The organism is Bacillus sp. CH_48, assembly GCF_038008465.1.
Taxonomy (GTDB): domain Bacteria; phylum Bacillota; class Bacilli; order Bacillales; family Bacillaceae_G; genus Bacillus_A; species Bacillus_A thuringiensis_S.
Genome location: NZ_JBBOZF010000001.1, coordinates 3,458,371 through 3,482,248, shown reverse-complemented (window position 1 = coordinate 3,482,248; position 23,878 = coordinate 3,458,371). Strand labels below are relative to the sequence as shown.

The following is a 23,878-nucleotide window of genomic DNA, read 5'->3' as shown; positions in this document are numbered from 1 at the left end:
GATTCTTTTTTTAATTTCATTTCGTAAACATTAGGATAGCGATTAAATTTTATCCCGCGTTAACGGGCGCCCGTAAAAGCCCGATTGGTGAGGGCTGATAATCAGTGGGGGATGAACAAAACCTCCACTGATTACAGTTTCACTTTATTAACATATCATTTAATCCATTAGATAATTATATTTGGAACAGCCCTTAATTTTTAAAGAGCAATCCAAAATTGTAAACTATCTTTTTCAGCTTATCATTTATTCAAAACTGGCTTCCAAAGCGATAAAGCAAAAATCCAATTTGAGTCGCCATTTCCTTGATGATTTTGAACGGCTTCGTACACTTTCCCCTCATGTACTACTCTATCACCTTTAGTATATGCTTTTCTTGCATCCCATTTTTCATATGCGGAATTCTCTGACTTTGTTGTTACATTCAAAACATCACTTCTACTAGATTCATTTCCAGCTAAATCAACCGCCGTCACTACATATTTATACGATGTATTAGCCTTCAAATCTTTATCCATAAAGGATGTATTAGCCGCTGTTCCAATTTTATTCATAACCCCAGCGCTTTCTCTATATACAATATAATGGTCAACACCTACATTATCTTCTGACGGACTCCACATTAAATCAACAGTTGTCGATGTTGTACCCATACTATGTAATCCTTTTGGTTGAGTTGGAGCCTCTATATCGGGGATTGTATGTGTTGTCTTAACCTTCAGTTTTTCACTTTCTTTTGATATGTTTCCAGCAGAGTCTAATGCCTTTATTGTATAAGTATATTCCGTATCTGCTTTTAATTTTTTATCAATAAAAGTTGTACCTGGTACCGTATCAATTACTTCTCCATTACGTAACACTTGATATTCTTTTACACCTATATTATCAGTGGAAGCCTTCCATGTTATTTCAACACTATTGGCAGAAACTTTAGAGGCATTTAATTCAGTTGGTTGACTTGGAGCTACTGTATCAGGAGTTTCATTATTTACTAAATTTACATCAACTACATTATAAAAAGCATTTGACGTATCTGCTACATCCCATACAGCTAAAATAACATGATAACCATTACGATCAGTTGGTACATTAATTGTATGTGTTAAATTATTTGATGCAGCCGAACCGTCATGTTTCACAGTTCCGATTGGTTCTAATTCAGCACGTGTTAATGGTTTGTTAGGATCCCATCCCTTTTTTGTAATGTAATAATGCCATTTACTTGTAGAATGTGGCGCTGTATATTTCCATGTAAATGTATTTACTCCACCTTTAATTGTGTTTTTGAACCAACGATTTGATGTTTGTTGGTCAAGAATACCTCCAAACAACCCTCCTGCCGAAGCGATTTTCCCATCAATCGGTCCACTATCTGGAAATCCTTTAGGTGCTTCTAGACTTTGAGGTTCGTACATTACATTTCCACAATTTAAATTTAATACCCCATAATTCTGACTACATAAAGCAGCACGACTACTCGGCTTTTCAACAAACCCATGTGCATACGCACTTTGAGGAGCCATTGTGATTGCCGTCATGCCTGCAGCCAAAACACAAGCACCAATCCCCTTTTTACTTGTTCTTAATCTTTCCAATTTAGATGTTAATTTCAATTTCATTTTTGTCCCCCCAATATATTGCTTTCGCTAATATAATAGCAATATAAGGATAAACGAACAAATCATCAATTAATATATTAATATCTCTCATAAATTGGTACATTTATTATTATTTTTAATCTCCTATAAAAATAAAGTAAATACAATTACGCAATTTTGTAACATTATGTATTAAAAGAAGAATAAAAACTCCGTTTAATTTCACAAAAAATTCAAATATTAAAACAAAAAAATTCCTCATATAGGAAAAATAAATTTTTTATATTACAAAAAGCAAAAAAGTCTGGAAGAAACCGATTATATCCGTTTCTTCCAGACTTTTTTGCTTTTATACCACTCACAAATCCTTTAACCTTAAACATATACACTTGAGGTTAAAACACATATAATACCCCTACTAATTCAAACTAACGCTTAATTACTCATAAAATAGCTTAAGGTATCTAGCTTAACTGTATTTTCTTTATTAATAGCTATTTTCTATCCTGTATTTCCTTACTTTAAACAGATTATCAAGAGATTGTTAACGTTTAAGAAAAGATAAAAGATTTAAAATCCCATTTTTAATTATCACATTTTAACAATTTATTATGTTATTTTTAGCTAATAAGGCACAGAAACAAAGGATGAACTTCAGTGTGCTTGAGAACGATTTTAGGGTGAAACGTTTAAAGGGTATTTTAGTACTGAGTTTTTATTAAATGTTCCTGTATCTAATATTTAAATTAACGTATGTCAAAATATTTTACAATACGAGTATTAAACGTTACATATTTTTATATAAAATGATACATTTCATCAACACACCTCTTCTGATCTTTATGATAAATATAGAAAATTCAGCTCTTTAGGATTTAATTTTAGAATTCTCATAAAAGTATATAATAGATTAGACACATAATTGTCACAAATTAATAGTTTATCTACTTTATGATTACCTATGAAAACTTTATTACCACTTCAATATTTACTGCTAAACTAAAGCACTCTATACCTACAATTTCTTAAAACCCTTTTAAATAATCTTTCAAAAGAGTCGATAGTTTTATATTTTTTATTTTTTTATTGTACATTTGTACATTTGATGTTAGGATTATGCCTATTAAAATTGAATCCTAACGATTCTTCTTTATAATCTCCATGTTTTAATTGTTAAATAAAAATATAGATTCTGATATATATTTAAAATCAGAACGAAAATGTCGTTATTTTACAATGATGTCGTGGAATACCTTTAGAATGGAAAGATATATGCAACAACGTGTTAAGGGGTTACAGGGGGAACAAAAATGAGAGACTTTTTTGATGATAAGTATAAAAATATTGAATTGAAAAGGAGGTTAATAAATTTAATAAGTGAAATTAGCGAATTCAAAGGAAAATTAGCTGCTTATCAGGAACAAAACAAGGACATATTTAATAGCTTAGAAAAAACTATACCACTACATTACATAAAAAATTTCACAACTATTTACGAGGATATAAAAGTTCCTAATAAAAGATTAAAAGAACTTATTTTAGATGATATCGTACCTCAAAATATTTCGGAAGATGCTATTTTTTGCTATTATCAAACACTTTCTTTTGTACATAAAAACTCCTGTACTTTATTAATCAATCCAGCAACTATACAGGAATTACATTTTCAACTAATACATTACATTACCTCTGACAGTGCCAAATGGCGTGAAAAACCTTTTATTATTCCAGGAATTCCAGAACATGGAATGCACTTGAATAGTTACCGCATTCTTCCACATGAACTTATTCCACAGTTTATGGAGCAATTATGTGATCAATACAACTCATTAAATACTAGTAAGGGGCTTCATTCACTTTTATTAATAGCTCGTTTTATATTAAATTTTTATTGCATAGTCCCTTTCAATCAAGGTAATAACAGGTTGGCATTTATGTTAATGCAATTGCTGTTAATTAAGAGTGGACATACATTTGTAAAATATGTATGTTTGGATAAATATATTAAGAAACATGAATCTGATTATTACAATTCGATTTATAAATCTTCGGTGAATTGGTACTGCGAGGAACATAATAATAGCTTTTGGTTAAAAACGTTTTTAACCATTATATTAGAGGCTTACAAAGATCTTCATAACACAGTTCTAGATTCTATATGTAAACATACTAAAGTTGAGAGAATTCAGGATTTTATACTTAAACAAAAACAACCCTTTACTAAAGAAAGTATTCGTAACACTTATCCAGACATTGCAGAGAGTACAATCAGTAAGGCTTTAAATTCCTTGCAACTGTTTGGCCATATTAAGCTAGTTACAAAAGGAAGAAATGCAAAGTGGATTAAAATTTGACCATACTTTCAAGACACCTGAGGTTCAAAAATTCAATAATAACTTTATCATTGAATTTCATTTTAATTTTAAGCTATTATTACTTTTTTAGTTATTTCTAATTCCAACAAAACAGTTTATAGGAAAAGGTCCGCTTCCCTCCGCCTTTTCCTATAATAAAATTAAATATAAACATAGAATAATTGTCGAAAAAAGTCGCATTTTAATATTTTTTCTTTATTTTCTGGTTGTAAACGTTTCACTTTCATGTTACCATCTTAATCAAACAATAGATGGTAACATGAAAGTATTTCTTTCCCTTAGAAACATATAAACGTACGGTAATATCAAGAAAATAAGGCCAAAGAAATATTTGATACCTACCAAAATAATTAATAGGAATTTTGTTGCGCTATTTTTTCTGATAATTAAGAAAATGCATTTTGTCCCTAAACAAAATTTGTTAGTGCGCAAAATTCAAATACACTAGAACACCCAAATAAATGAAAAATGAATTCTTCCTACAAAATTTAGTTGATTAACATAAAGACATCTAAATTACTACCTTTATCGCCATCTATTGTTGACAACATATTTACCAACTAAAAAAGAACCTATCAAGGGTTCTTTTTATTATAATCATTCAAATTTCAATTCTATCTTAATACTTAAATTTCCACACAAATTACATCTGCTTTTTGCTCTCAATTATTGAATTAATAATATAGCACATCAAATTTATTAATTCTTATCTCCAATTAGTTTAAATTAGTGAATAAAATTCAATCATATAAAAATAATAAATACAACTAATCGTTATATATTAAAGAGGTGTCAATTTTGTCCTTAAATGAAGAGACCTTAGAAACTACGACAGATAAAACCATTGAAAAGATCCAAACAAGTAACTTAAAACAACTTAAAAATACACTAGATAATATCTTTGATATTAGTGCAGATTTAATTGAACATCCTTTGCAATTAAAAACAAACACGAATATTTTACTATATTATTTTGAAGGCCTTACAGATGGTGTTGCATTAAAAACCAATGTTGTTACACCATTATTACAAGAAGTAAATGAAGACAGTCAAATATTTAATTCTAATATTATTGCTACTCATACCAAAATAGTATATACATGGAATGAAATTAAAGAAGGATTACTTGAGGGGCAATGTGTACTGTTTATGGAGGGAGAAAAGCGGTCACTTCTAATAAACACAAAAGGCTGGGCAGAAAGAGCGATTCAAGAGCCAATTTCAGAAGTTACTATTAAAGGATCCCATGATGGATTTATTGAAAATGCCACAAAAAATATAGGTCTTATTCGTCGATATATTCCTTCTACAGAGTTAAAGATCAAAAAGCTGACGATTGGAGAACGAGCCACTTCTATAGTCTATTTAATTTACTTAGGTGATGTAGCAAACGCAGATGTAGTCCAAGAAATAGAAACTAGAATCTGTAAAATCAAAACAGATGCGGTATTAAGTATTGGAGAGCTATCTAATTATACAAAAGATCAAAATTGGACTCCTTTTCCACAGGCTTATTTAAGCGAACGCCCAGACGCCATTTCAAATCATATACTTGATGGGAAAGTAGCAGTGTTAATGGATAGATCACCTGGTGCAATGGTTGTTCCTATGAATTTGATTGGATTTTTTCAAACCCCAGATGACTATAATATTCATTGGCTCATCGCATCATTTTTTCGCTTATTACGATTTGCAGGATTTATTATAGCTATTTTTTTACCCGCATTTTATATTGCTATAGTCTCTTTTCACTTTGAAATTATTCCTATAGACTTATACACTTCTATTGCAACATCAAGAGTCAAAGTCCCTTTCTCCCCCTTATTGGAAGCTTTTATAATGGAAATTACACTAGAAATGCTACGTGAAGCTGGCATTCGCTTACCACAACCAATTGGACAAACTATTGGAATCGTTGGAGGGATTGTAATTGGACAGGCGGCTGTTCAAGCTGGTCTTGTTAGTAACGTTATGGTTATTATCGTATCTATTACAGCCATTGCTTCATTTATTGTTTCTAATTATGATTTATCAAGTTCTATACGCCTTATCCGTTTTCCAATGATGTTATTGGCTTACTTTTATGGGATTGTAGGTATTGTTAGTGGATTAATGCTTTTATTTGCTCATTTTGTTTCACTAACTTCCTATGGTTCACCATATGGAATGCCAATCGCACCATTTCGTCTCCAAGAGTTAAAAGATTCTTTTGTAAGATTTCCTATTTCGATGATTACCACCCGCTCGAGTACAGGACAGCCGAAACAAAGAAAGAAAAAAGAAGGTGGTTAACATGGGAAATCTTAAGTTCCAAAAAGTAACTTTATTCGAATTTATTATTTTCATTCATTCGCTTCAACTTGCATCTGGTATGTTAATTATGCCAAGCCCCCTTGCTACTAATGCTGGCACAGATGGCTGGATTTCGATCATTCTCGGATGGATAGTTACTTCTATAATCGGGGTATTTATTATATTAATGTTACAAAAAAATCCTAACAAAAATTTCTCACAAATCTTAAAAACATACTTTGGTAAATGGATAGGGACAATTCTTTTTCTTGCATATGCCTTTTATCTATTTTTTGCTGGATTTAATACTTTATTAAAGGCAACCGATATTGTAAAAGTGTGGATATTCCCTTCCACTCCTGCTTATCAAATCACCATATTATTACTATTACCTTTTATTATTTTAACCCTGAGTGGGTTAAGGGCTCTTACTAGTTATTCTATGCTTGTTTTCTTCTTCACTACTTGGATGCCACTATTTCTTCTTTTTTCACTAAAGACTAACTACAATCCTTTACACCTACTACCTATATTTAAAGAAGGATTATACCCTATTGTAAAGGCAACAAAAGAAACCATTACTCCTTATGCTGGCCTAGAAATTGCATATTATATATATCCATTCTTACAAAAAAAACAAAAAGCCATAAAAGGACTACTAATAGCGAATACTGGAACCATGTTTTTCTATCTATATGTTACTATTCTTTCTTATATATACTTTAGTCCAGAGGGGATAAAAGACGTAATCTGGCCAGTATTTCATCTGTTAAAAGGGGTTCGTTTTTCTTTCATGGAACGATTAGAAATTATATATATCGCTTACTATTTAATTGTATTTTCCACTACGATATATCCGTATTTATTTTTCAGTTTTGAATCTGTGGCCATTTCACTTCAAAAAAACGCCCGCAATTGGGCGCTGCTTGCTTTTATGTTATTTATAGTTGGCCTATTTATTTTCCTAAATCCCGATGTGGATCAATATTTGTTTATATATTCTCTTATGGATATCTTAAATGTCGTTTTCTTTATTCTATTACCAATCTTATTTTTCGCTTACAGTATTCTTTTTACTTGGATTACTAGGAGGAAACAACTTTGATTCGAAAATGGATATGGATTGTAATTTGTTGTGTATATATAATTGGTTGTAGTCAGAGAATTCCTCTTGAGAAGGTTTCATTAATCCTGTTAATTGGCTTGGATAGAACCCCTAATGGAGACATAAAAGTTGGAACAAGCATACCACTCTTTCATCATAAACAGCAAAAAAGTACTATAGAACATTGGACACAAGCATCAACTGTATATACTGGATTCAGTAAGATAGATACGAAGTTAACGGGCTTTATGACAGCTTCCAAAGCTGAAATCATTTTAATTGGAAAAAAATTAGCGCAAGAAGCAAATTGGTTGCAGGAGCTTGATTCTTCTTACCGTGACCCTTACGCTACCATTAATGCTAAAGTAGTACTTGTAGATGGACCTGCAGAACAAATTTTTACAATTCATAAGCCTAGTAAACCATCACTTTCATCTTATATAAATGGTGTAATCGAATCGTCAATTCAAAATAACCAATCCGTCTCTTCTACAATTCAACAATTAATGAGAGAACAAAATGAAGAAGGAATGACGCAAACTGTTCCAATTATCAAAAAAACAAAGAATGAAATCGATACAGTAGGAATTGCATTTTTAAATCGAAAAGGGAAATATTTAACTCATATCCCTAAAAAAGATGTTAAATTTTTCAATCTTATAAATAAGCAAAAAAGTAGCGGGCGAATGATACTACACCTTGCGCTTCCTCCTAAAAAGTCCAACAAAAAAACAAACACTTCTATATTCGTACAGAACGCGACAAGGAAGGTAGTTGTTAATTTTCAAAACGGAAAGTTTGTATTTAATCTCGATATTTACGCTAATGTAGCTTTAATAGAAAAAACCAATCCGAATTCAATTAAAGGGCACTATGATAATAAAAAAAATATAAATAATTTAAAAAGTGCTATTCAAAAAGAAATTAATAATAATTTACAAAATATGTTATATGAAATACAGCAGAATAAAATTGATCCAATCGGATTATCCCAATATGCTAGAGCATTTCAATATAAAGAGTGGAAAAAAGTAAAAGGAAATTGGTTGCAAGCGTTAGCAGAGGCTAAAATAAATGTAAAGACACACGTCAAAATAAAAGATACTGGAACCATTAGAAATTAGACTAGTCTATTCTTCTGCTTAAAATTATTTCTAAGTGGAATTTTCCATCTTCTATAATTATTATGTAAAAGATAATAACTCAAAGAAAAATCTACTGGTTAAATGCTAACCAATAGATTTTTCTTTTTTATCTAAGGATTCTTTTAAAGGCACAACAATTTTACTGTAGTAATCAAGAACTGGTTTCTAATTTAAGTTACTGGAGAGTATAATCCCTACCAACTTTCATCCCAATAGCAACTCAATGATATAACATTAAAGATATAACCCCTTAACTTAGGGATTTTGACTTTTCAAATTTATACCAATGTCTTAGCTCTATGTACTTTGATATATATGTCCACATCAATATGTTATTGCATCATATACTGAATAGATAATTTAAATTACTTTTAAAAAGGATGATGAGGATGAACCTAGATGATATACAAAAATCCTATGGCGTAATTGTAAGTTTAGGAGGATTGTGTCAAGTCACTAACCAAATCAAAAGGCACCATTTAAGAACATTTTCTGGACCTTTAGATTGGTTTTATTATCCATCACTTTCAGATGTAAACAGATTACTTCAAAATCGATTTGAAAAATTTATGAAGTTGGAAAATATGGTCATAGAAGGTTCAGAAAGTTACGGTCTTATTGAATCAGAATTTGATAATCAAACTAAATGGGCAGAACGAATTACCTATTGTATAAAGGACACTTATTATAATTGTTTTTCAATGCATGACTTTCCTATTGACTCAGAAAAGGATTGGAAATCAACCTATCCTTCTTTTAAAGCTAAATTAGACACTAGAATTAATCGATTCCTTGAAAAAATAAATAGTAGTGAATCAATTTTATTCATTAGGATTTGGGGAAATCGAGATGAAGCGGTTGAATTAAAAAACGTATTATCCGAAATTACAAATAAAGATTTTAATATTCTTATTGTCAATTTTAAGGAGGATATATCTAATATCGTTGAACAAAATTGGGGAATATCGAGGATTTGTTCAATTGAACTCCCACGTTATCAGGATAGATGGGAAGGTGATGATTCCGATTGGAATTATATTTTAAATAAAATAACATTAACTTAATACTTTTCTTCTTACTTTTAACATGATTTTTCCAGTAAATTAAAATAGGTGTAGAGAAATAAAATTCCCATCTAATTGATACACACTTAATTAATAAACCGTTCATATAATAACTCATAAGTCCTTCTTTATTGAATAAATGGTTCTTTACAAAATTGATTCCATCACTAGAGCACCTTTATACGGTGCTCTTTTTTAAATTTGTAAAATCTACAATGTAATATTTGTTCACTCTTCCTTTAAATAGTTAATTTCCTTCTTAGATTTTTCATTATAAGCTTCTTTAATTCCCTTGATTCCCCTCCCCTTCTTTTATCTTACAAACAAGTAATTTCTTTCATTAGTATTAAATAAAATAAAGCATTGATTTTAGAATAACCTAATTTACATAAGATTGAGAATAAACTACAGTGCGTATTCTTCACGTTTAATCAGCATTTGAATTATAAATCTAACATATATTTTTTAGTTGATTGTCATTATGGTACAACCGTGTATACATTTATCAAACAAACTACATAGTTTAAATTAGTAAAATATATAGAGAGGAAGGAAAGAAATTTATGAAAGTCATAATTTTGTGTGGCGGAAAAGGGCTTCGGATGCAAGGAATTTTAGAGGACATTCCCAAACCATTAGTTCGAGTTCAAGGAAAGCCTCTCCTCTTGCATATAATGAATTGGTATAGAAAATATGGACATTCTGATTTCATTTTGCCCCTAGGATATAAAGGTGAGAAAATTAAAGAATATTTTATGGACTTTAGCTGGAAAGAGAATGACTTTAGTTTGAATTTTAAAACCAATCAATATACGCTACTTCAGGAATTAGAAAATTGGAATATACACTTTATAAATACAGGAATTGATACAATGACCGGGGCAAGGCTAAAAAAACTTGAACCCTTTGTACAGGATGAAACCTTTTTATTAACTTATGGCGATGGATTAGCAAATATAGATATTGATCAACTAATAGCATTCCATAAAGAAAAAGGAAAAATTGCTACATTAACTGGAATTAAAAAAAATAGTCAATATGGCCTATTGACGGTCGAAAATGGAATTGCTATTGATTTTAAAGAAAAACCATTACTTGATGAAGTAATTAATGGCGGTTTTTTTGTATTTAACAAAGAAATATTCGATTATTTAGGTGATAGTGATGATTGTGTTCTAGAAGAAGATCCTCTTCGCAATTTAATAAAAGACAATGAGCTCGCAGTCTATGAACACAATGACTTTTGGGCTAGTGTCGATACACCTAAAGATTTAAAAACTGTAGATGAAAGTTGGAATCCTAATAAATTTTAGTGGAGAGGACTGAATAAACATTGAACTCTAATGATAAAAAAATAAGTTTACCTCGATTGTATATCCCCTCTAATGAGAAAATAGTTAACCCGCTTTCAACAGGAATTAAAGCTTCAAATCTCTCCAAAAAAAATACTCAAAAAAGAATGAATCCCCAATTCTATAATCAACAACATGATCTAAATAATCATTTCTGTGTCATTGTAGGTAATGAATATGTCTTGAAAATCATTGCTTTACAGCAATCATTAATGCAGTACTCAGAAAAATTCACATTGTGGATTTGTTGTATAGACCCTTTTGCATATTCACTATTAAAAGAAATGAATTTAATTAATGTAAACCTTTTACAAGTTGAAGAATTAGAAGATAGTGAACTAAAAGCAATTAAAAGAAAAAGAAAAGTAAATGAATATTGTTGGACTTTAAAATCTGTCTTGATAGAATATTTATTGGTCAATTATGATTTACCATCTATTCTATATTGTGATGGTGATTTATGCTTTTTCTCTGATCCTAATATTATTTTTGAGGAATGGGGTGAATACTCTATTTTCCTTACCCCCCAAAGAGATCGTGATTGGGTAGAAAAAATGTATGGAAAATATCAGGCTGGGCTAATTGGATTTAAGAATGATCTCTATGGACTAAAAAGTGTAAGATGGTGGAAAAATAAATGTCTAGATTGGTGCAGTGCCGAGGCTGAGGAGGGGAAATTTGGAGACCAAAAGTATTTAGATTATATCCCTATATATTTTCCAAAAGTAAAAATTTCAAATAACTTAGGTATAAATGCTGCGCCTTGGAACTGTATATATAATAACGATTATAAAATTGACAAGACTAAAAACGATGTATTTATTGAAAACGACAAACTAGTTGTTTACCATTTTGCATGTATTACTATCTTTAATGAAAATGATTTTGATCTTTGGTCTTTAGGAGCAATTTCAATACCCAATAATATATTAAACCATATTTACACTCCGTATTTAGAGAGAATTCAATTTGTTTTAAATCAATTAAAAAATAAATTCAATAAAGATACTAAACAATTTTTAAGTAAAAAAGATATAAATAAAGCTCAAACCTTATATAAAGATTCACAATTAAGAAGAAAAATGAATCAATCCAATCATTTTATGAACTTTTCCATGATTATAAGTAAAGAACGATTAATTCAAGGATTGACCTCTTATTATTCCTTAGAAAATTTCAACGCTAAATTTACTGTATGGATTTGTTGTATGGATGATTTAACTTATCAAATATTAGAGACATTAAAATTAAAGCACGCCATACTAATTCCAGTAAAAGATATTGAAAATCATGAACTCCTCAATATAAAAAATGATAGAAGTTTACAAGAATATTGTTGGACATTAAAAGCGCCCCTATGTCTACATGTCCTTAGTCTTTATCCGGAAGTTGATCACATTATATATTGTGATGCTGATATGTATTTCTTTACAGCACCTAATATCATTCTTGATGAATGGTGGAAATACTCTGTATTCCTTTGCCCTCAAAGAAGCTCTACTGAAATTGAAAACATACACGGTATATATCAAGCTGGTTTAGTAGGCTTCAAAAACGATCAAAATAGCAAAGAAATTTTAACATGGTGGAAAGATAAATGCCTAGAATATTGCAATAATCATTATGATGTTGAAATGAATAGATGGGGTGACCAAAAATATTTAAATCACATTCCTAACATCTTTTCTAATATAAAAATCATGACTCATAAAGGTATTGATGCAGCACCTTGGAATGTCATTTTAAATAGCAGTTCTATATCAAAAACAGATAAAAAAGTTTTTATTGATCAAGATGAATTAATAGCTTTTCATTTTGGAAGTATGCAAATTATTAATCCAAATGAGTTCGATTTATGGAAACAAGAAACTTTAGAATTACCTCCAGAAGTTTTAGATTATATATACATTCCTTATATTGAACAATTGAACAAGACATGTCATACCCTTCATAATACTTTTCAAAAATCCCCCTCCTCTTTATTTGCTGACCAAATTGATACAACGACAATAAAAAATTATTTTAAATACTCCTCCCCTCATTACAATTAAGACTGATACTCTCCTTATTTAAAAATAAATCTTAATAAAGGATAGATTTTCACTATGATTACTTCATTTAAAAATAAAACTTTCCTTATTACTGGTGGATACGGTTTTATTGGTTCTCACTTGGCACGAAGACTTTTAAATTTACAAGCACGAATTGTTCTTTTCATAAGAACACCATCAAATTTTTGGAGACTAAAGGATATTATAAAAAATATTGAAACCTATGAAATAGATATACGAGATAGAAAACAAGTACAGGATGCAATAAAGAAAGTTAATCCGGATTATATCTTTCACCTGGCAGCCTATGGTGTAAATTCTGCCCATACAGATTACATGCATGCTATAGAAACAAATATTATAGGGACATGTAACATTATTCAAGCAGCAAAATTGGTGAATTGTAAAAAAATTATCAATTTTGGGAGTAGTTCTGAATACGGTAACAAGATGGAACCTATTCATGAAAATATGTTACTAACTCCTGTGGATATCTACGGAAGTACCAAAGCTGCTGCTACTATACTCGCCCATCAAATTGCTAGCGAAAACAGCATTAATCTTATAACATTAAGACCTTTTGGCATATTCGGAGAAAGCGAGGAGCCACATAAAATTTTTAGCTATATAATCTTGCAAGTATTACAAAACAAAGATGTAAATTTAACTTTCTGTAATCAATTAAGAGATTATTGTTATATAGAAAATATAATAGATGCCTGTATCCTAGCAGTAGAGAATACTACTGTACAAAATGAAATCTTTAATATTGGGAGTGGCACTATTTACCCCTTGAAACATTATGTAGAATTATTATTCAAACATTTGAAAACCAATTCCAGACCAAATTACGGTGCAATTCCATCTAGAACGAATGAAAGATGGGTTCCTGAAGCAGATGTGCAAAAAATAAAAAACTCTCTTTCCTGGGAACCTAGAATTAATATTGAAGAAGGAATTATAAAAACTGTTAATTGGTATAAAAATAATAAACATTTATACCTAATCCCCTAAAAATAGGGTACTAAAGGAGGTGGACTAATTGTTAAATCAAAACTTTAATAATGCTTTTTACGGAAAGACAATTTTAATTACTGGACATACTGGTTTTAAAGGTTCTTGGTTATCCCTATGGTTGAATGAATTAGGTGCTACTGTAATCGGATATTCATTGGATCCTAAAAATAAAAATGATAACTTTAACATTACTAACCTTCAAAACAATATAATTGATATTCGTGGAGACATTAGGGATTTTAATAAATTAAATAAGGTTTTTACAGATTATAAACCTGAAATTGTATTCCATTTAGCTGCCCAACCTCTAGTTAAGTATTCATATGAATATCCTAGAGAAACATACGAGGTAAACGTTGTAGGAACTATGAATGTACTAGAGGCAATTCGATTACATGAATCAGCTAAAATAGGAATTATGGTGACAAGTGACAAGTGCTATGAAAATAAAGAATGGCCTTGGGGTTATCGTGAAATTGATCCTATGGGTGGCCATGACATATATAGCTCAAGCAAAGGATGCTGCGAACTTTTAATTTCTTCCTATCGAAATTCTTACTTTTCAGAAGAAAACTTTTCTCACCACAAGAAAATAATTGCAAGCGTTCGAGCTGGTAATGTAATTGGTGGTGGTGATTGGTCAATAGATAGAATTATTCCTGATTGTATACGAGCATTAGAATCAAACAAAAAGATTATTATTAGAAACCCTACTGCTATTAGACCCTGGCAACATGTACTAGAACCCTTAAGCGGGTATTTACTCCTTACAGAAAAAATTATAAATAATGGTATCCTTTATTCAGGAGCATGGAACTTCGGGCCATCCTTAAGCAATATTGTTCCAGTAGAAAAATTAGTGACAAGTTTACTAGATATTTGGGGCTGTGGGGATTGGACTGCAGAAAATATAGGCGCAATAAATTTTCATGAAGCAAATTTACTAAATCTTGACATTAGCAAAGCAAAATTCAATCTTGATTGGCAACCAAAATGGTCCCTACAACAGACTTTAGAAAATACAATAGAATGGTATAAACATTATAATTCTTACACCAGTTCTGAGATGATAAATCTATGTATTAGCCAAATCAAACAATATTGCATGCTTTGAACTACTCCCACTTACTCATACTTGCTGTGAGTTCCTTATGGAGGGAGTCTTCTTGGTTAAAATAATAAAAGACACATTAATTTTATAGTCTAAATTATAAACCTACTATACCTAAAATGATGTGATTGTCCATTAACAAAGATTTTATTTCTTCGATTATTTCAAATCAACTATTGACATTATACTGAAGAATAAAGGAATCACATATTTTTCTAGTGATTCCCTTGTTATGAGAAAATACTGTCTTGCTTTAACGACAATACAGTATATGCGATTATTAATTTATTTGTTCTAGTTATGAAAAAATCTATTCCTGTCAAAAGAGCTTTCTTCAAAGAAAAACTTCCTATTTTCTTCTACTTACCCTACCCGAAAAGTAACTAAGTTGAAAATTCCAATAATTATATCTACTATTATAGAATTATACTGAGCTTTAACAATTTTATAATTATCCCCTTCTTGTAGCTATTCCACTAAAGTTCATGCTTATGATTCTCTTATTTATTATCACCAATGTCGATGAATTCATGCATTGCTTATTCTATACACAAATTGCTTTTTGAATTATCTTTTCAGAATAAGTAAAGAAGGCTTTCTCTTTTATGCACTTCTCCCCTACCAGTCTTTAATTTTCCTTTAATCAACATTTAGAACAAATCTTCAAATATAATAGTACATCTTCTATAAAACAAAACCATAAGTAAGATAATTTCACTATTACAAATAATGAGATAGTCTGTTTCACCTTTTTACATTATCCAAAAAAGAACTTGTAGAAATTCTTACAAGTTCTTCTTTTGTTTTCTTTATTCTTTTCTTATTTACATACGCAAGATTTATACATTTGGTGGTGATACATACTATATGTATCCGATAAAATAATTTAAAAATTAATACGTAATTGATCCGTTTTAAGAAAAGAAAATTTCATAAATCTTCAATCACAGTTTCTAAGTTCACCTGATAGAACGTATAAAGACTCATATTATCTTTTGATAATTTTCGGATGTTTTATTATGAGTATATTCGACATAAATTGATTATTTTTTCTGAATTTTCTTGAAAAATATTGTAATATCACTCCATTTTTTCTTCTATTTTGTTATGATGTTTATAATTAAATTGGATTAGGATTTTTTTAGAAAATGGGGGCGTATATTATGAGTGTTTCAGTAAAGGGAAATGAGCAATTAACCTCTCTATTGAACGACTGGTATCGAGCAATGCTATCTCAACAAGTTATAAAAGCTACTAATCTAAAAAAGAAAATTGATGAAAAAATTAATAAGTTAAGCATTGAACCGGATCAAGAACATCAGGATCAAAATTTGTTACTATACTATTCACTACTCGAATTTCGTTACAAGGTCTTAACAGATAGCCTTGGTATTCAACAAAATAGTTTTGATACTATTAGCGATTATGATATGCCTACAGATCAATTTCTACGATTCTATTATCACTTTTTCAAATCCATTCATTCCACTTTTATATCAAATTATACTGAGGCAGAGGAACATTATAAACTAGCAGAAAAAATATTGGTAGCTATACCAGATGAAATTGAACATGCTGAATTTTACTATAGAATTGCTACTTTCTATCACCATACCTATAACAATCTCGCTTCTATCGAATACGCAAATAAATCGAGAGCAATCTTTTCAAAGTATGAAGGTTATGAAGTAAAAACAGCCTTTTGTAATAGTTTGCTAGGTGGTTGCTGCATCTATTTAAAACAGTACGAACAAGCAGAAGAATATCTACATTGTGCAATTGATTTACTACAAAAAAATAGGGAAGAAGATTCCTTGTTATATGTAAAAAATACTATGGGGTGGCTGTATTCTGATCAAAGTATGTCTACTTTAGCTATTCGTCACCTTTCAGAAGTAACAGAGAAAATCCCTACACACTTCAAGGCCATCTTCCTACAAGCTAAGGAACATTATAAATTAGGAGAACAATCAACGGCCAGCCAACTCATTGATAAGGGATTACAGATTTGCAGAAAAATTCATAACGAAGAATACACACACCACTTCTCTATTTTAAAAAGATTAAACGAAAATATTCCATTGGAAGAATTAGAAAAAATCATTCAAGAAGGAATCTTATACTTTAAGGAAGAAGAATTATGGGAATATGTTGTCGAATACGCTGAATTATTTGCCACAAAATGTAGACAATTAGAGAACCACCAAAAGGTAAGTGACTATTTCCATATTTGTTATCAAGCAAGACAAAAATCAATTGCAAAAGGAGTGTTAAAATAATGAAAAAAATTAGCTTATTATTATCAGGCATTGCTTTTATTGGGGTATTAACGGTGGGAAATTTTCAGTTTTCTAAAACAGATCAGCTTGCTACTCATGGGCATTATCCTGCTCCTTCATATAGTGTTGGCGATTATGGTGGTGCACCACCACAAATTTAATGTAAATGTATTTAAAAACCCTCCAAATGGAGGGTTTTTAAATGGCTTTTCTGCCTGTTCAATACGCATAGAGAGTATATATTATACTTATTTACTTTGCATTTCCACTCTGTAACAAGATTCTAGCATTCTCTCCTAGAATCTCAACTTAAATCTTAAATCCACCAATTAACTCTTGAAGTTCTTCTGCCATCTGTGCTAATTGTATTGCTGAAGAATTTATCTCTTCCATAGAAGCATGTTGTTCCTCAGATGAACCAGCAATCGTTTGCATACTTGAAGAATTCTCTTTTACAGCCATAGCTATTTGATCAATCGATGTATCGACTTTCATTGCATCAGTAGTCATTGTATTAGATAGTTCCACCATACCATGCACTTTTGACACAATATCATTTGCAGATTTTGAAATCTCATAAAAACTTTGCTTTGTATCGTTCGCAACTTTAATTCCCGACTGTACCTCTACTCCCACTTCATTCATAGCTTTTACAGTCTCATGTACGTCTGCTTGTATTTCCTTAATTAAGCTTCCAATTTCCATCGAAGATTCGGATGATTGCTCTGCTAGCTTCCTAACTTCATCCGCAACAATTGCAAACCCTCGACCCTGTTCTCCTGCTCTAGCTGCTTCAATTGCTGCATTCAATGCTAATAAATTTGTTTGTTCCGCAATATTTTGAATCGCTTCTAATATACTTCCAATTTGTTGCGATTTCTTATCTAATAATTTTATTACATTATCGGATTGAGAAACAGAGTGATGGATAGACTGCATTTGTGCTACAGTTTGTTCTACTAATTGTTCACCTTCATTGGCTTTTTGTTTTGTGTATATGGATGAAGCCGATACTTCAGATGCATTCTCAGCTACATATTGAATATTTCGTGTTACCTCACCAATTAATTCAGCTCCAGACTCAACTTCATTATTTTGAACTTCTGCACTGTTCGAGATTTCTTCCATCTCTTTTGTAATTTGTTCTGTCGCAACACTTGCTTGCTCTACACTAGCAGTTAGTTCCTCAGAAGACGCAGCTACATGTCCTGCAGATGTGTTAATTTGAGAAATAATATTACGTAACGACTCTGCCATTGTATTGAAACTACCACCTAATTGACCAAGTTCATCCTTTGAACGAATATCTATTTTCTCGGTTAAATCTCCTTGACTAATTCTTTGAGCTGAAATGACTAATTGTCTTAGTGGAGTAATTATAGATCTGAGTATGAATAGAATTACAATTCCACCTAACAATAATGAAGCCCCTATTATAGTGAACGTTTTATAAAAAATAGGATTAGTAGCTTCTTCAATTTCTTTCGTAGGCATTACGCCAGCTATTTTCCAACCTGTTTTTTTATTTGTCTTAAAGCTTATGTTTCGATCTTCGCCATTGAGGCTATAAGTAATTACTCCATCTTCTGTCTTGTACAATTCATCCGCTAAAGTTTTCTCTAATTTCTCTCCAGGCTTTAGTGATGGATGAACAACTATAGTTTTATCTTGACTAACTATAGATACAAATCCTTGCTTTCCAATTTTTATCATTTTGGATGTTTTTACGATATCTGTAATATTCAAATCTACGCCAATGACACCACTTTTATCTGCATTTTGCTTTGCAATTGCAATTACCATATTTCCTGTAGACTTTGATTTATAGGGAGATGAAACAATAATCTCTCCATTTGCTTTTACTGCATCCTTATACCAACTACTTTCTAACGGATTAAACCCTTCTGGTATTTTGCCAACAGGTGCATGAATAAATTGATTGTTACTGGATGCCGTATAAATCGTTTCTATCTCTGGATGTAACTGTATATATTGATCAAATTTACTCTGTACATTTTGCGATTGTTCAGGATTATAATCCCCTTGTGTGAGTACCTTTGCAAAATGAGTGACATCTGTATGCTTATTTTCTAATTCATCATCAACAATCTTGTCTAAAATACTTATATTATCTTTTGCTGATTGTAGAATTGTTTCATTAAGATCTGTTTTTGCTTTATTATAAGATGATACTCCTACGATAAGGCTTGGTATAATTAATATTGCTATAAATGCCATAGACAACTTCGTTTTAAGCTTTATTTGTCCCAATCTTTCTTTTATATTAAACACTAGATACTTCTCCTTTTCATTTTTACTACTTATATAGTTCATTTAAATTTTATCCTATATTTTTCCATATTCATTTATGGTACCATTCGAAATGAAATCACAATTACATCCTATCATCCGCACTTTACCATTTAGCGATTTAAATTTCACAGGCAGAGTTTTATCTGTCCTCCTTTCGAATATGTTTTTTTCTAGATTCAGCAATTATTAGACTACGAATTATTCCAAATAAATTGGATACAACATATACTTCATTTTAAAAATAATTATTGGATTTGTTTGGATAAAAATCTAGTTTAGCGCTAATCCAATCAGATGAAATCCTTACCATAATAAATTAACTAAAACAGAAATTCTAAATAGCTGAATAAAATAAATTAGAGAATTACATTGTAACACGTATATACAAGTTTGTAATATTAAAATTTAAAACTTTACTATATTTCATATGCAATATTACATGTGAAAAGCCCTATTTTTTTTGTTATACTATGCATGTGGATTTTTCATTCAAAAATCTACCCAAACGCATATTTATGTATATGCCACCCTAATTGATGAAAGTGAGAAGAATGTTTATCATTTTTCTCACTTTTTTATATTTTAACTGTTTGGTTGTACAAAAATCTTTAGACATTTTATATTTAAATCTTAATAATCTACACCTGTGAATAGTATTATAAAAATAAACTTACAAAGAGAATTAAACTTCTAAATTTAATCTTTGGAATCATTTATTTTCTAAAAAACAATCCCACATCTTTATCAACTCATTTTAGAATATTCAAACAATAATTTTATATACATTACCTGCATAAATTATTCTTTTTCTTTTATATAAGACTTACTTTTTTACTTCTGATAAATTATTAAACATTGGATTATTATACACGTCCCCAAAAACATGAGGTATTTTGTAGAATTTTGTCTATCAATATGTATGTACACCCTTTTGTAGTGGATATAGACTGTGAGGTGTAAGGAGATACCTTACAAAATAATAAAAAGGAGATTATAGAATGAGTAGATTAACAAAATTCTCAAAGTTAGTATTTGCAACTTTAATCGCGGGAAGTAGTTTAAGCACAATTGTTTCGTCACACAGTGTACAAGCTGACACCTTAGATCCTAATTACCAAGACACTGTAAAATTTATATCACCTTCTAGTGCTAGGCCAACATTGGAACAAAAAAACACTATTGTTCCAGATGCAAAAGTTGTTAAAAACCATTATGTAAAGTACTCTAAAGCACATTTCCAAACTAAAGAAAGTATACCAAAAGAGATTTATTATTCTTCAGAAGGCTTTAAGGGCTATATACAGGCAAGTACCGTTTGGGATATGGGAGATCATTTCGCAACACTATATTCCGGAACCGTTATTCGATGTTAGACTTTTAATCCATTCTCTCCTAATGCTTAAAATGATCACTAGCTCACTGCCAATACTGTAATATCTATTGTTCAAAAAATAAACCACAAAATCCTTCGATTTCATGGTTTATCAAATATAAAGATAATGCTAAACGAATACTCTAACATTACCTTCCCCAAAGTTAATTATAGAGTATTTTCAAAAAAAAGACACTCTTGTAGTGTCTTTTTTTTATTATTTAAAAAATTACACCTACTAACATCTTATTGTTGAGACTATTCATTTATTTCAATATGATACTTTTTCATCTCGTATATGCAATAGACAATGATAGCTAAACTCCAACTGACACCATAATAATCATGTGTGTAGAAGTCATATCCCGCCTTAATACCTTTCTCTATTACAACAAATGTAAATCCTAAAGCCACCCATTTGTTAATTTTCATCTTAATAAACGTTAAAGAGATAATTATTAAAAATAAAATATTTGTAAGGTGATTTATCATTAGCTCATATTTTTGAATGTATACTGCCATCATACAAGCAACGATATTAGTCGCAATGCCAAAGGCAATCATCGCCCCCCAAACCCTGTCCGAAAGTCCCATTCCTGAGTCAGTCCCTTCCTAAACAAAAATCCTTTTATTTAATTCGTTCCTTCACCCTATTCAAGGTATGCTAAATTATCCTTGTCTGATGAATATCTATTTATCTTTTCATATAGAGCAAACAAAATCTTTACTCATAATTTTTTCTTTATTAGGAAAACTATGTATAAGCCGTTTGAACTAGCGGCTTCACTCTTCTGGTAATGGGGTAGCAATTTATTGAATTGACTAACTCATTCAACCCACTAGCACCGGCAGGCAACAAAATAGTTGTCTGCCATTTTCATGTATACTTTTTCTAACTTTATTACAAACCAAGTGTGTGTTGTACTAATTTCAAAAAGGACAGAATGTCATTTTTGAAATTGTAAAAAATAAGGTCCTGTCTACTTTTGGTATAGGACTTTTTCTTTTCACATATACTATTTTTGAACCTGTTTACCAATACGTGTCCTATTGGTATCTTGAATTCCTCCTAAAAAGGGCTGCAGATACGAATGCATGCCCTTTTATTTACATTGCTACTCTATATTCGATAAAATAATTAAAACTCAAATATAATATTACATATTTTTCTATTTAGAATTATATTAAGATTTACTTCATAGTCGAATTATGGTTTCGTGTATAATTCAGCAATATGTAAACTGTTTACCTAAAGAAAAGGCACCCAAAAGTGCCTTTTCTTCTTTTAATCTAAACCTCATATTTAATCACGGTACTCAAGAGTTTCCATCTATTTCAATATGCCTTATAGTTTAATTTCAAATCAAATTTCCAGCAATATATTTGCTTTCTTACAGATTTCTGTCTTTTTCTTAATTCTGTCAAAATCCTCATGTAGCTATACAAAGAATATATGCTATTATGATTTTGAGAAACTATGCGTTCCCTTAACCCTGTATTTGACCCTGTATTCATTACAGGGTCTTTGTTTATTTTATTTACTTTTAGTTAATACACACCCAATTTCAGTTAAAATTGTTTAAATGTTAATTAATTTTTAAAATAATATATCTATAAGCTCTTTTAGTAAATAAAATATAATATTAGACATATATAACCAACTTGTGGCCATTATTAGTTTTCTAAATATGCACTTCATTAACACTATACAAATAGTGCTAACTATCTTAATTGAATATTAGTAATAGTAAGTATAAACATTATCAATTTACTATATATTACATTTATGTAAAAATAGATGTATGTTAAGCTTATTCAAAATCTTTCCCCTAATAAAGATTTGAAGTAGCATTTTATGATTCTCCTTACTGTTAATATGTCTTGAAAAAGAACCCTATAGGGTTCTTTTTCTTTTCATTATAACCTCAGTAAGTGCTTATTTAACATGCAAAAAGGACCGCTAATTATTTGCAGCCCTTTTACACGTTAATATACACTTGTATTACATACTTAACAATTTATTGTATTAGGTATTTATACAAACTAAACATGCTATTATCATTTAGATATATAACACTTCAAAGTTTAGAAGTATACAATAACAAATCTTTCCCAGCTTCCAGCTACATAACTAGTAGCTGTTAATTCTCTACCACCATTTGCTGATATATATCTACCATTACTTAGTGCTTGTAATACATATATCCTATTGTCTCCACCATTATATAAGATAAACTTTTCCCATGCACCAATTGATGTACGATCTGCTACTACTCTACCATTTGGCTCAAACGAAACATACTTCCCATTACTTTTAGCTTTTAAAGCGTACGTATATAATTCCCCAGTCGAAATTAATTCAAATTTCTCCCATTCATTAACTGCATTACGATTTGCTATTATATTTCCCGAAGGCTCAGCCGAAACATATTGTAAATTTGCTGCCTGTATAGCAACTGTCCAACTTCCATTAAATAAATTCACGCCTTTTAGTGAACCTGCTTTTGATAGATTGGCTGCCGATACATCATTCGATGGTGTAATCATCACTATCATTAAAACCATCGACAACACCATTAAAACTAACCTTTTTGAGATTGTATTACCACTTGCACGTGTTATGAACCTTTTCATTCCCATTCCTCCCTTAATATACATAGAACTCATATATATCATACCAAATATGTAAAATATTGTAACACTTGAGAGGATTTATCAACAAATACCTTACTATTCTGTTTCTTTTTTCTCAAATCTATAGCAATTAAACATGTATCAATTCTCAAGCACATTTTTTAAATTAT

16 protein-coding genes are annotated in these 23,878 nt (G+C 30.4%); 12 read left to right on the top strand and 4 right to left on the bottom strand.

The features are described 5' to 3' along the window. Nucleotides 1-242: 242 nt before the first annotated feature. Nucleotides 243-1,619 carry a lytic polysaccharide monooxygenase gene (locus N2V92_RS17500; protein WP_016077406.1) on the bottom strand — a complete coding sequence of 459 codons (1,377 nt, stop codon included), beginning with the start codon at nucleotides 1,617-1,619 and terminating at the stop codon, nucleotides 243-245. A gap of 1,289 nt (nucleotides 1,620-2,908) precedes the next feature. Here N2V92_RS17500 and N2V92_RS17495 point away from each other — a divergent pair. The 11 genes from N2V92_RS17495 (at nucleotide 2,909) to N2V92_RS17445 (ending at nucleotide 17,550) form a co-directional block, all read left to right on the top strand. Continuing rightward, on the top strand, nucleotides 2,909-3,952 hold the full coding sequence (locus tag N2V92_RS17495) for a Fic family protein (protein ID WP_001204206.1): 1,044 nt from the start codon (nucleotides 2,909-2,911) through the stop codon (nucleotides 3,950-3,952). Nucleotides 3,953-4,771: 819 nt separating this feature from the next. Continuing rightward, nucleotides 4,772-6,265, top strand: coding sequence for a spore germination protein (locus N2V92_RS17490; RefSeq protein ID WP_016077405.1), 1,494 nt, complete (start codon nucleotides 4,772-4,774; stop codon nucleotides 6,263-6,265). Nucleotide 6,266: 1 nt separating this feature from the next. Further along, nucleotides 6,267-7,370: a GerAB/ArcD/ProY family transporter gene (locus N2V92_RS17485; RefSeq protein WP_000527367.1), complete on the top strand. Its 1,104-nt coding sequence runs from the start codon at nucleotides 6,267-6,269 to the stop codon at nucleotides 7,368-7,370. Next, nucleotides 7,367-8,494 carry a Ger(x)C family spore germination protein gene (locus tag N2V92_RS17480; RefSeq protein WP_000619984.1) on the top strand — a complete coding sequence of 376 codons (1,128 nt, stop codon included), beginning with the start codon at nucleotides 7,367-7,369 and terminating at the stop codon, nucleotides 8,492-8,494. Before N2V92_RS17485 ends, N2V92_RS17480 begins: the two co-directional genes overlap by 4 nt. 410 nt (nucleotides 8,495-8,904) lie before the next feature. Then, entirely contained in the window at nucleotides 8,905-9,579 is a 675-nt protein-coding gene (locus N2V92_RS17475) for a papain-like cysteine peptidase (RefSeq protein ID WP_016077404.1), read from the top strand. A gap of 563 nt (nucleotides 9,580-10,142) precedes the next feature. Beyond that, on the top strand, nucleotides 10,143-10,892 hold the full coding sequence (locus N2V92_RS17470) for a sugar phosphate nucleotidyltransferase (protein ID WP_000864426.1): 750 nt from the start codon (nucleotides 10,143-10,145) through the stop codon (nucleotides 10,890-10,892). Between the two features lie 20 nt (nucleotides 10,893-10,912). After that, nucleotides 10,913-12,982 carry a hypothetical protein gene (locus tag N2V92_RS17465; RefSeq protein ID WP_016077403.1) on the top strand — a complete coding sequence of 690 codons (2,070 nt, stop codon included), beginning with the start codon at nucleotides 10,913-10,915 and terminating at the stop codon, nucleotides 12,980-12,982. Between the two features lie 54 nt (nucleotides 12,983-13,036). Continuing rightward, complete coding sequence (locus N2V92_RS17460; protein ID WP_000633065.1) at nucleotides 13,037-13,996, top strand: NAD-dependent epimerase/dehydratase family protein; 960 nt, start codon at nucleotides 13,037-13,039, stop codon at nucleotides 13,994-13,996. Nucleotides 13,997-14,024: 28 nt separating this feature from the next. Continuing rightward, nucleotides 14,025-15,113, top strand: coding sequence for a CDP-glucose 4,6-dehydratase (rfbG, locus tag N2V92_RS17455; RefSeq protein WP_000934343.1), 1,089 nt, complete (start codon nucleotides 14,025-14,027; stop codon nucleotides 15,111-15,113). Between the two features lie 1,160 nt (nucleotides 15,114-16,273). Beyond that, nucleotides 16,274-17,389 (top strand): Rap family tetratricopeptide repeat protein, encoded by a 1,116-nt coding sequence (locus N2V92_RS17450; protein WP_000116956.1) that lies wholly within the window; start codon nucleotides 16,274-16,276, stop codon nucleotides 17,387-17,389. After that, nucleotides 17,389-17,550: a hypothetical protein gene (locus tag N2V92_RS17445; RefSeq protein WP_000724114.1), complete on the top strand. Its 162-nt coding sequence runs from the start codon at nucleotides 17,389-17,391 to the stop codon at nucleotides 17,548-17,550. The genes N2V92_RS17450 and N2V92_RS17445 overlap by 1 nt, the downstream gene beginning before the upstream one ends. A gap of 148 nt (nucleotides 17,551-17,698) precedes the next feature. Here N2V92_RS17445 and N2V92_RS17440 read toward each other — a convergent pair whose 3' ends face one another. Next, nucleotides 17,699-19,681, bottom strand: a complete 1,983-nt coding sequence (locus N2V92_RS17440) for a methyl-accepting chemotaxis protein (RefSeq protein WP_000481863.1) — start codon at nucleotides 19,679-19,681, stop codon at nucleotides 17,699-17,701. 1,019 nt (nucleotides 19,682-20,700) lie between these two features. Here N2V92_RS17440 and N2V92_RS17435 point away from each other — a divergent pair. Then, nucleotides 20,701-21,075 (top strand): hypothetical protein, encoded by a 375-nt coding sequence (locus N2V92_RS17435; protein WP_000088964.1) that lies wholly within the window; start codon nucleotides 20,701-20,703, stop codon nucleotides 21,073-21,075. 257 nt (nucleotides 21,076-21,332) lie between these two features. Here the strand turns inward: N2V92_RS17435 and N2V92_RS17430 are convergent, their stop codons facing one another. Next, a complete protein-coding gene (locus N2V92_RS17430) occupies nucleotides 21,333-21,668 on the bottom strand; it encodes a hypothetical protein (protein ID WP_000524428.1) in 336 nt (111 codons plus the stop codon). 1,491 nt (nucleotides 21,669-23,159) lie between these two features. After that, a complete protein-coding gene (locus N2V92_RS17425; protein ID WP_000819434.1) occupies nucleotides 23,160-23,708 on the bottom strand; it encodes a fascin domain-containing protein in 549 nt (182 codons plus the stop codon). Nucleotides 23,709-23,878 lie beyond the last annotated feature (170 nt).

Excerpts from the sequence above, each read along its gene's own strand:
- N2V92_RS17435 (WP_000088964.1), top strand. The coding sequence starts at position 20,701 with ATGAGTAGATTAACAAAATTCTCAAAGTTAGTATTTGCAACTTTAATC.
- N2V92_RS17500 (WP_016077406.1), bottom strand. The coding sequence starts at position 1,619 with ATGAAATTGAAATTAACATCTAAATTGGAAAGATTAAGAACAAGTAAA.
- N2V92_RS17450 (WP_000116956.1), top strand. The coding sequence starts at position 16,274 with ATGAGTGTTTCAGTAAAGGGAAATGAGCAATTAACCTCTCTATTGAAC.
- N2V92_RS17430 (WP_000524428.1), bottom strand. The coding sequence starts at position 21,668 with ATGGGACTTTCGGACAGGGTTTGGGGGGCGATGATTGCCTTTGGCATT.
- N2V92_RS17445 (WP_000724114.1), top strand. The coding sequence starts at position 17,389 with ATGAAAAAAATTAGCTTATTATTATCAGGCATTGCTTTTATTGGGGTA.
- N2V92_RS17460 (WP_000633065.1), top strand. The coding sequence starts at position 13,037 with ATGATTACTTCATTTAAAAATAAAACTTTCCTTATTACTGGTGGATAC.
- N2V92_RS17470 (WP_000864426.1), top strand. The coding sequence starts at position 10,143 with ATGAAAGTCATAATTTTGTGTGGCGGAAAAGGGCTTCGGATGCAAGGA.
- N2V92_RS17485 (WP_000527367.1), top strand. The coding sequence starts at position 6,267 with ATGGGAAATCTTAAGTTCCAAAAAGTAACTTTATTCGAATTTATTATT.
- N2V92_RS17475 (WP_016077404.1), top strand. The coding sequence starts at position 8,905 with ATGAACCTAGATGATATACAAAAATCCTATGGCGTAATTGTAAGTTTA.
- N2V92_RS17425 (WP_000819434.1), bottom strand. The coding sequence starts at position 23,708 with ATGAAAAGGTTCATAACACGTGCAAGTGGTAATACAATCTCAAAAAGG.
- N2V92_RS17495 (WP_001204206.1), top strand. The coding sequence starts at position 2,909 with ATGAGAGACTTTTTTGATGATAAGTATAAAAATATTGAATTGAAAAGG.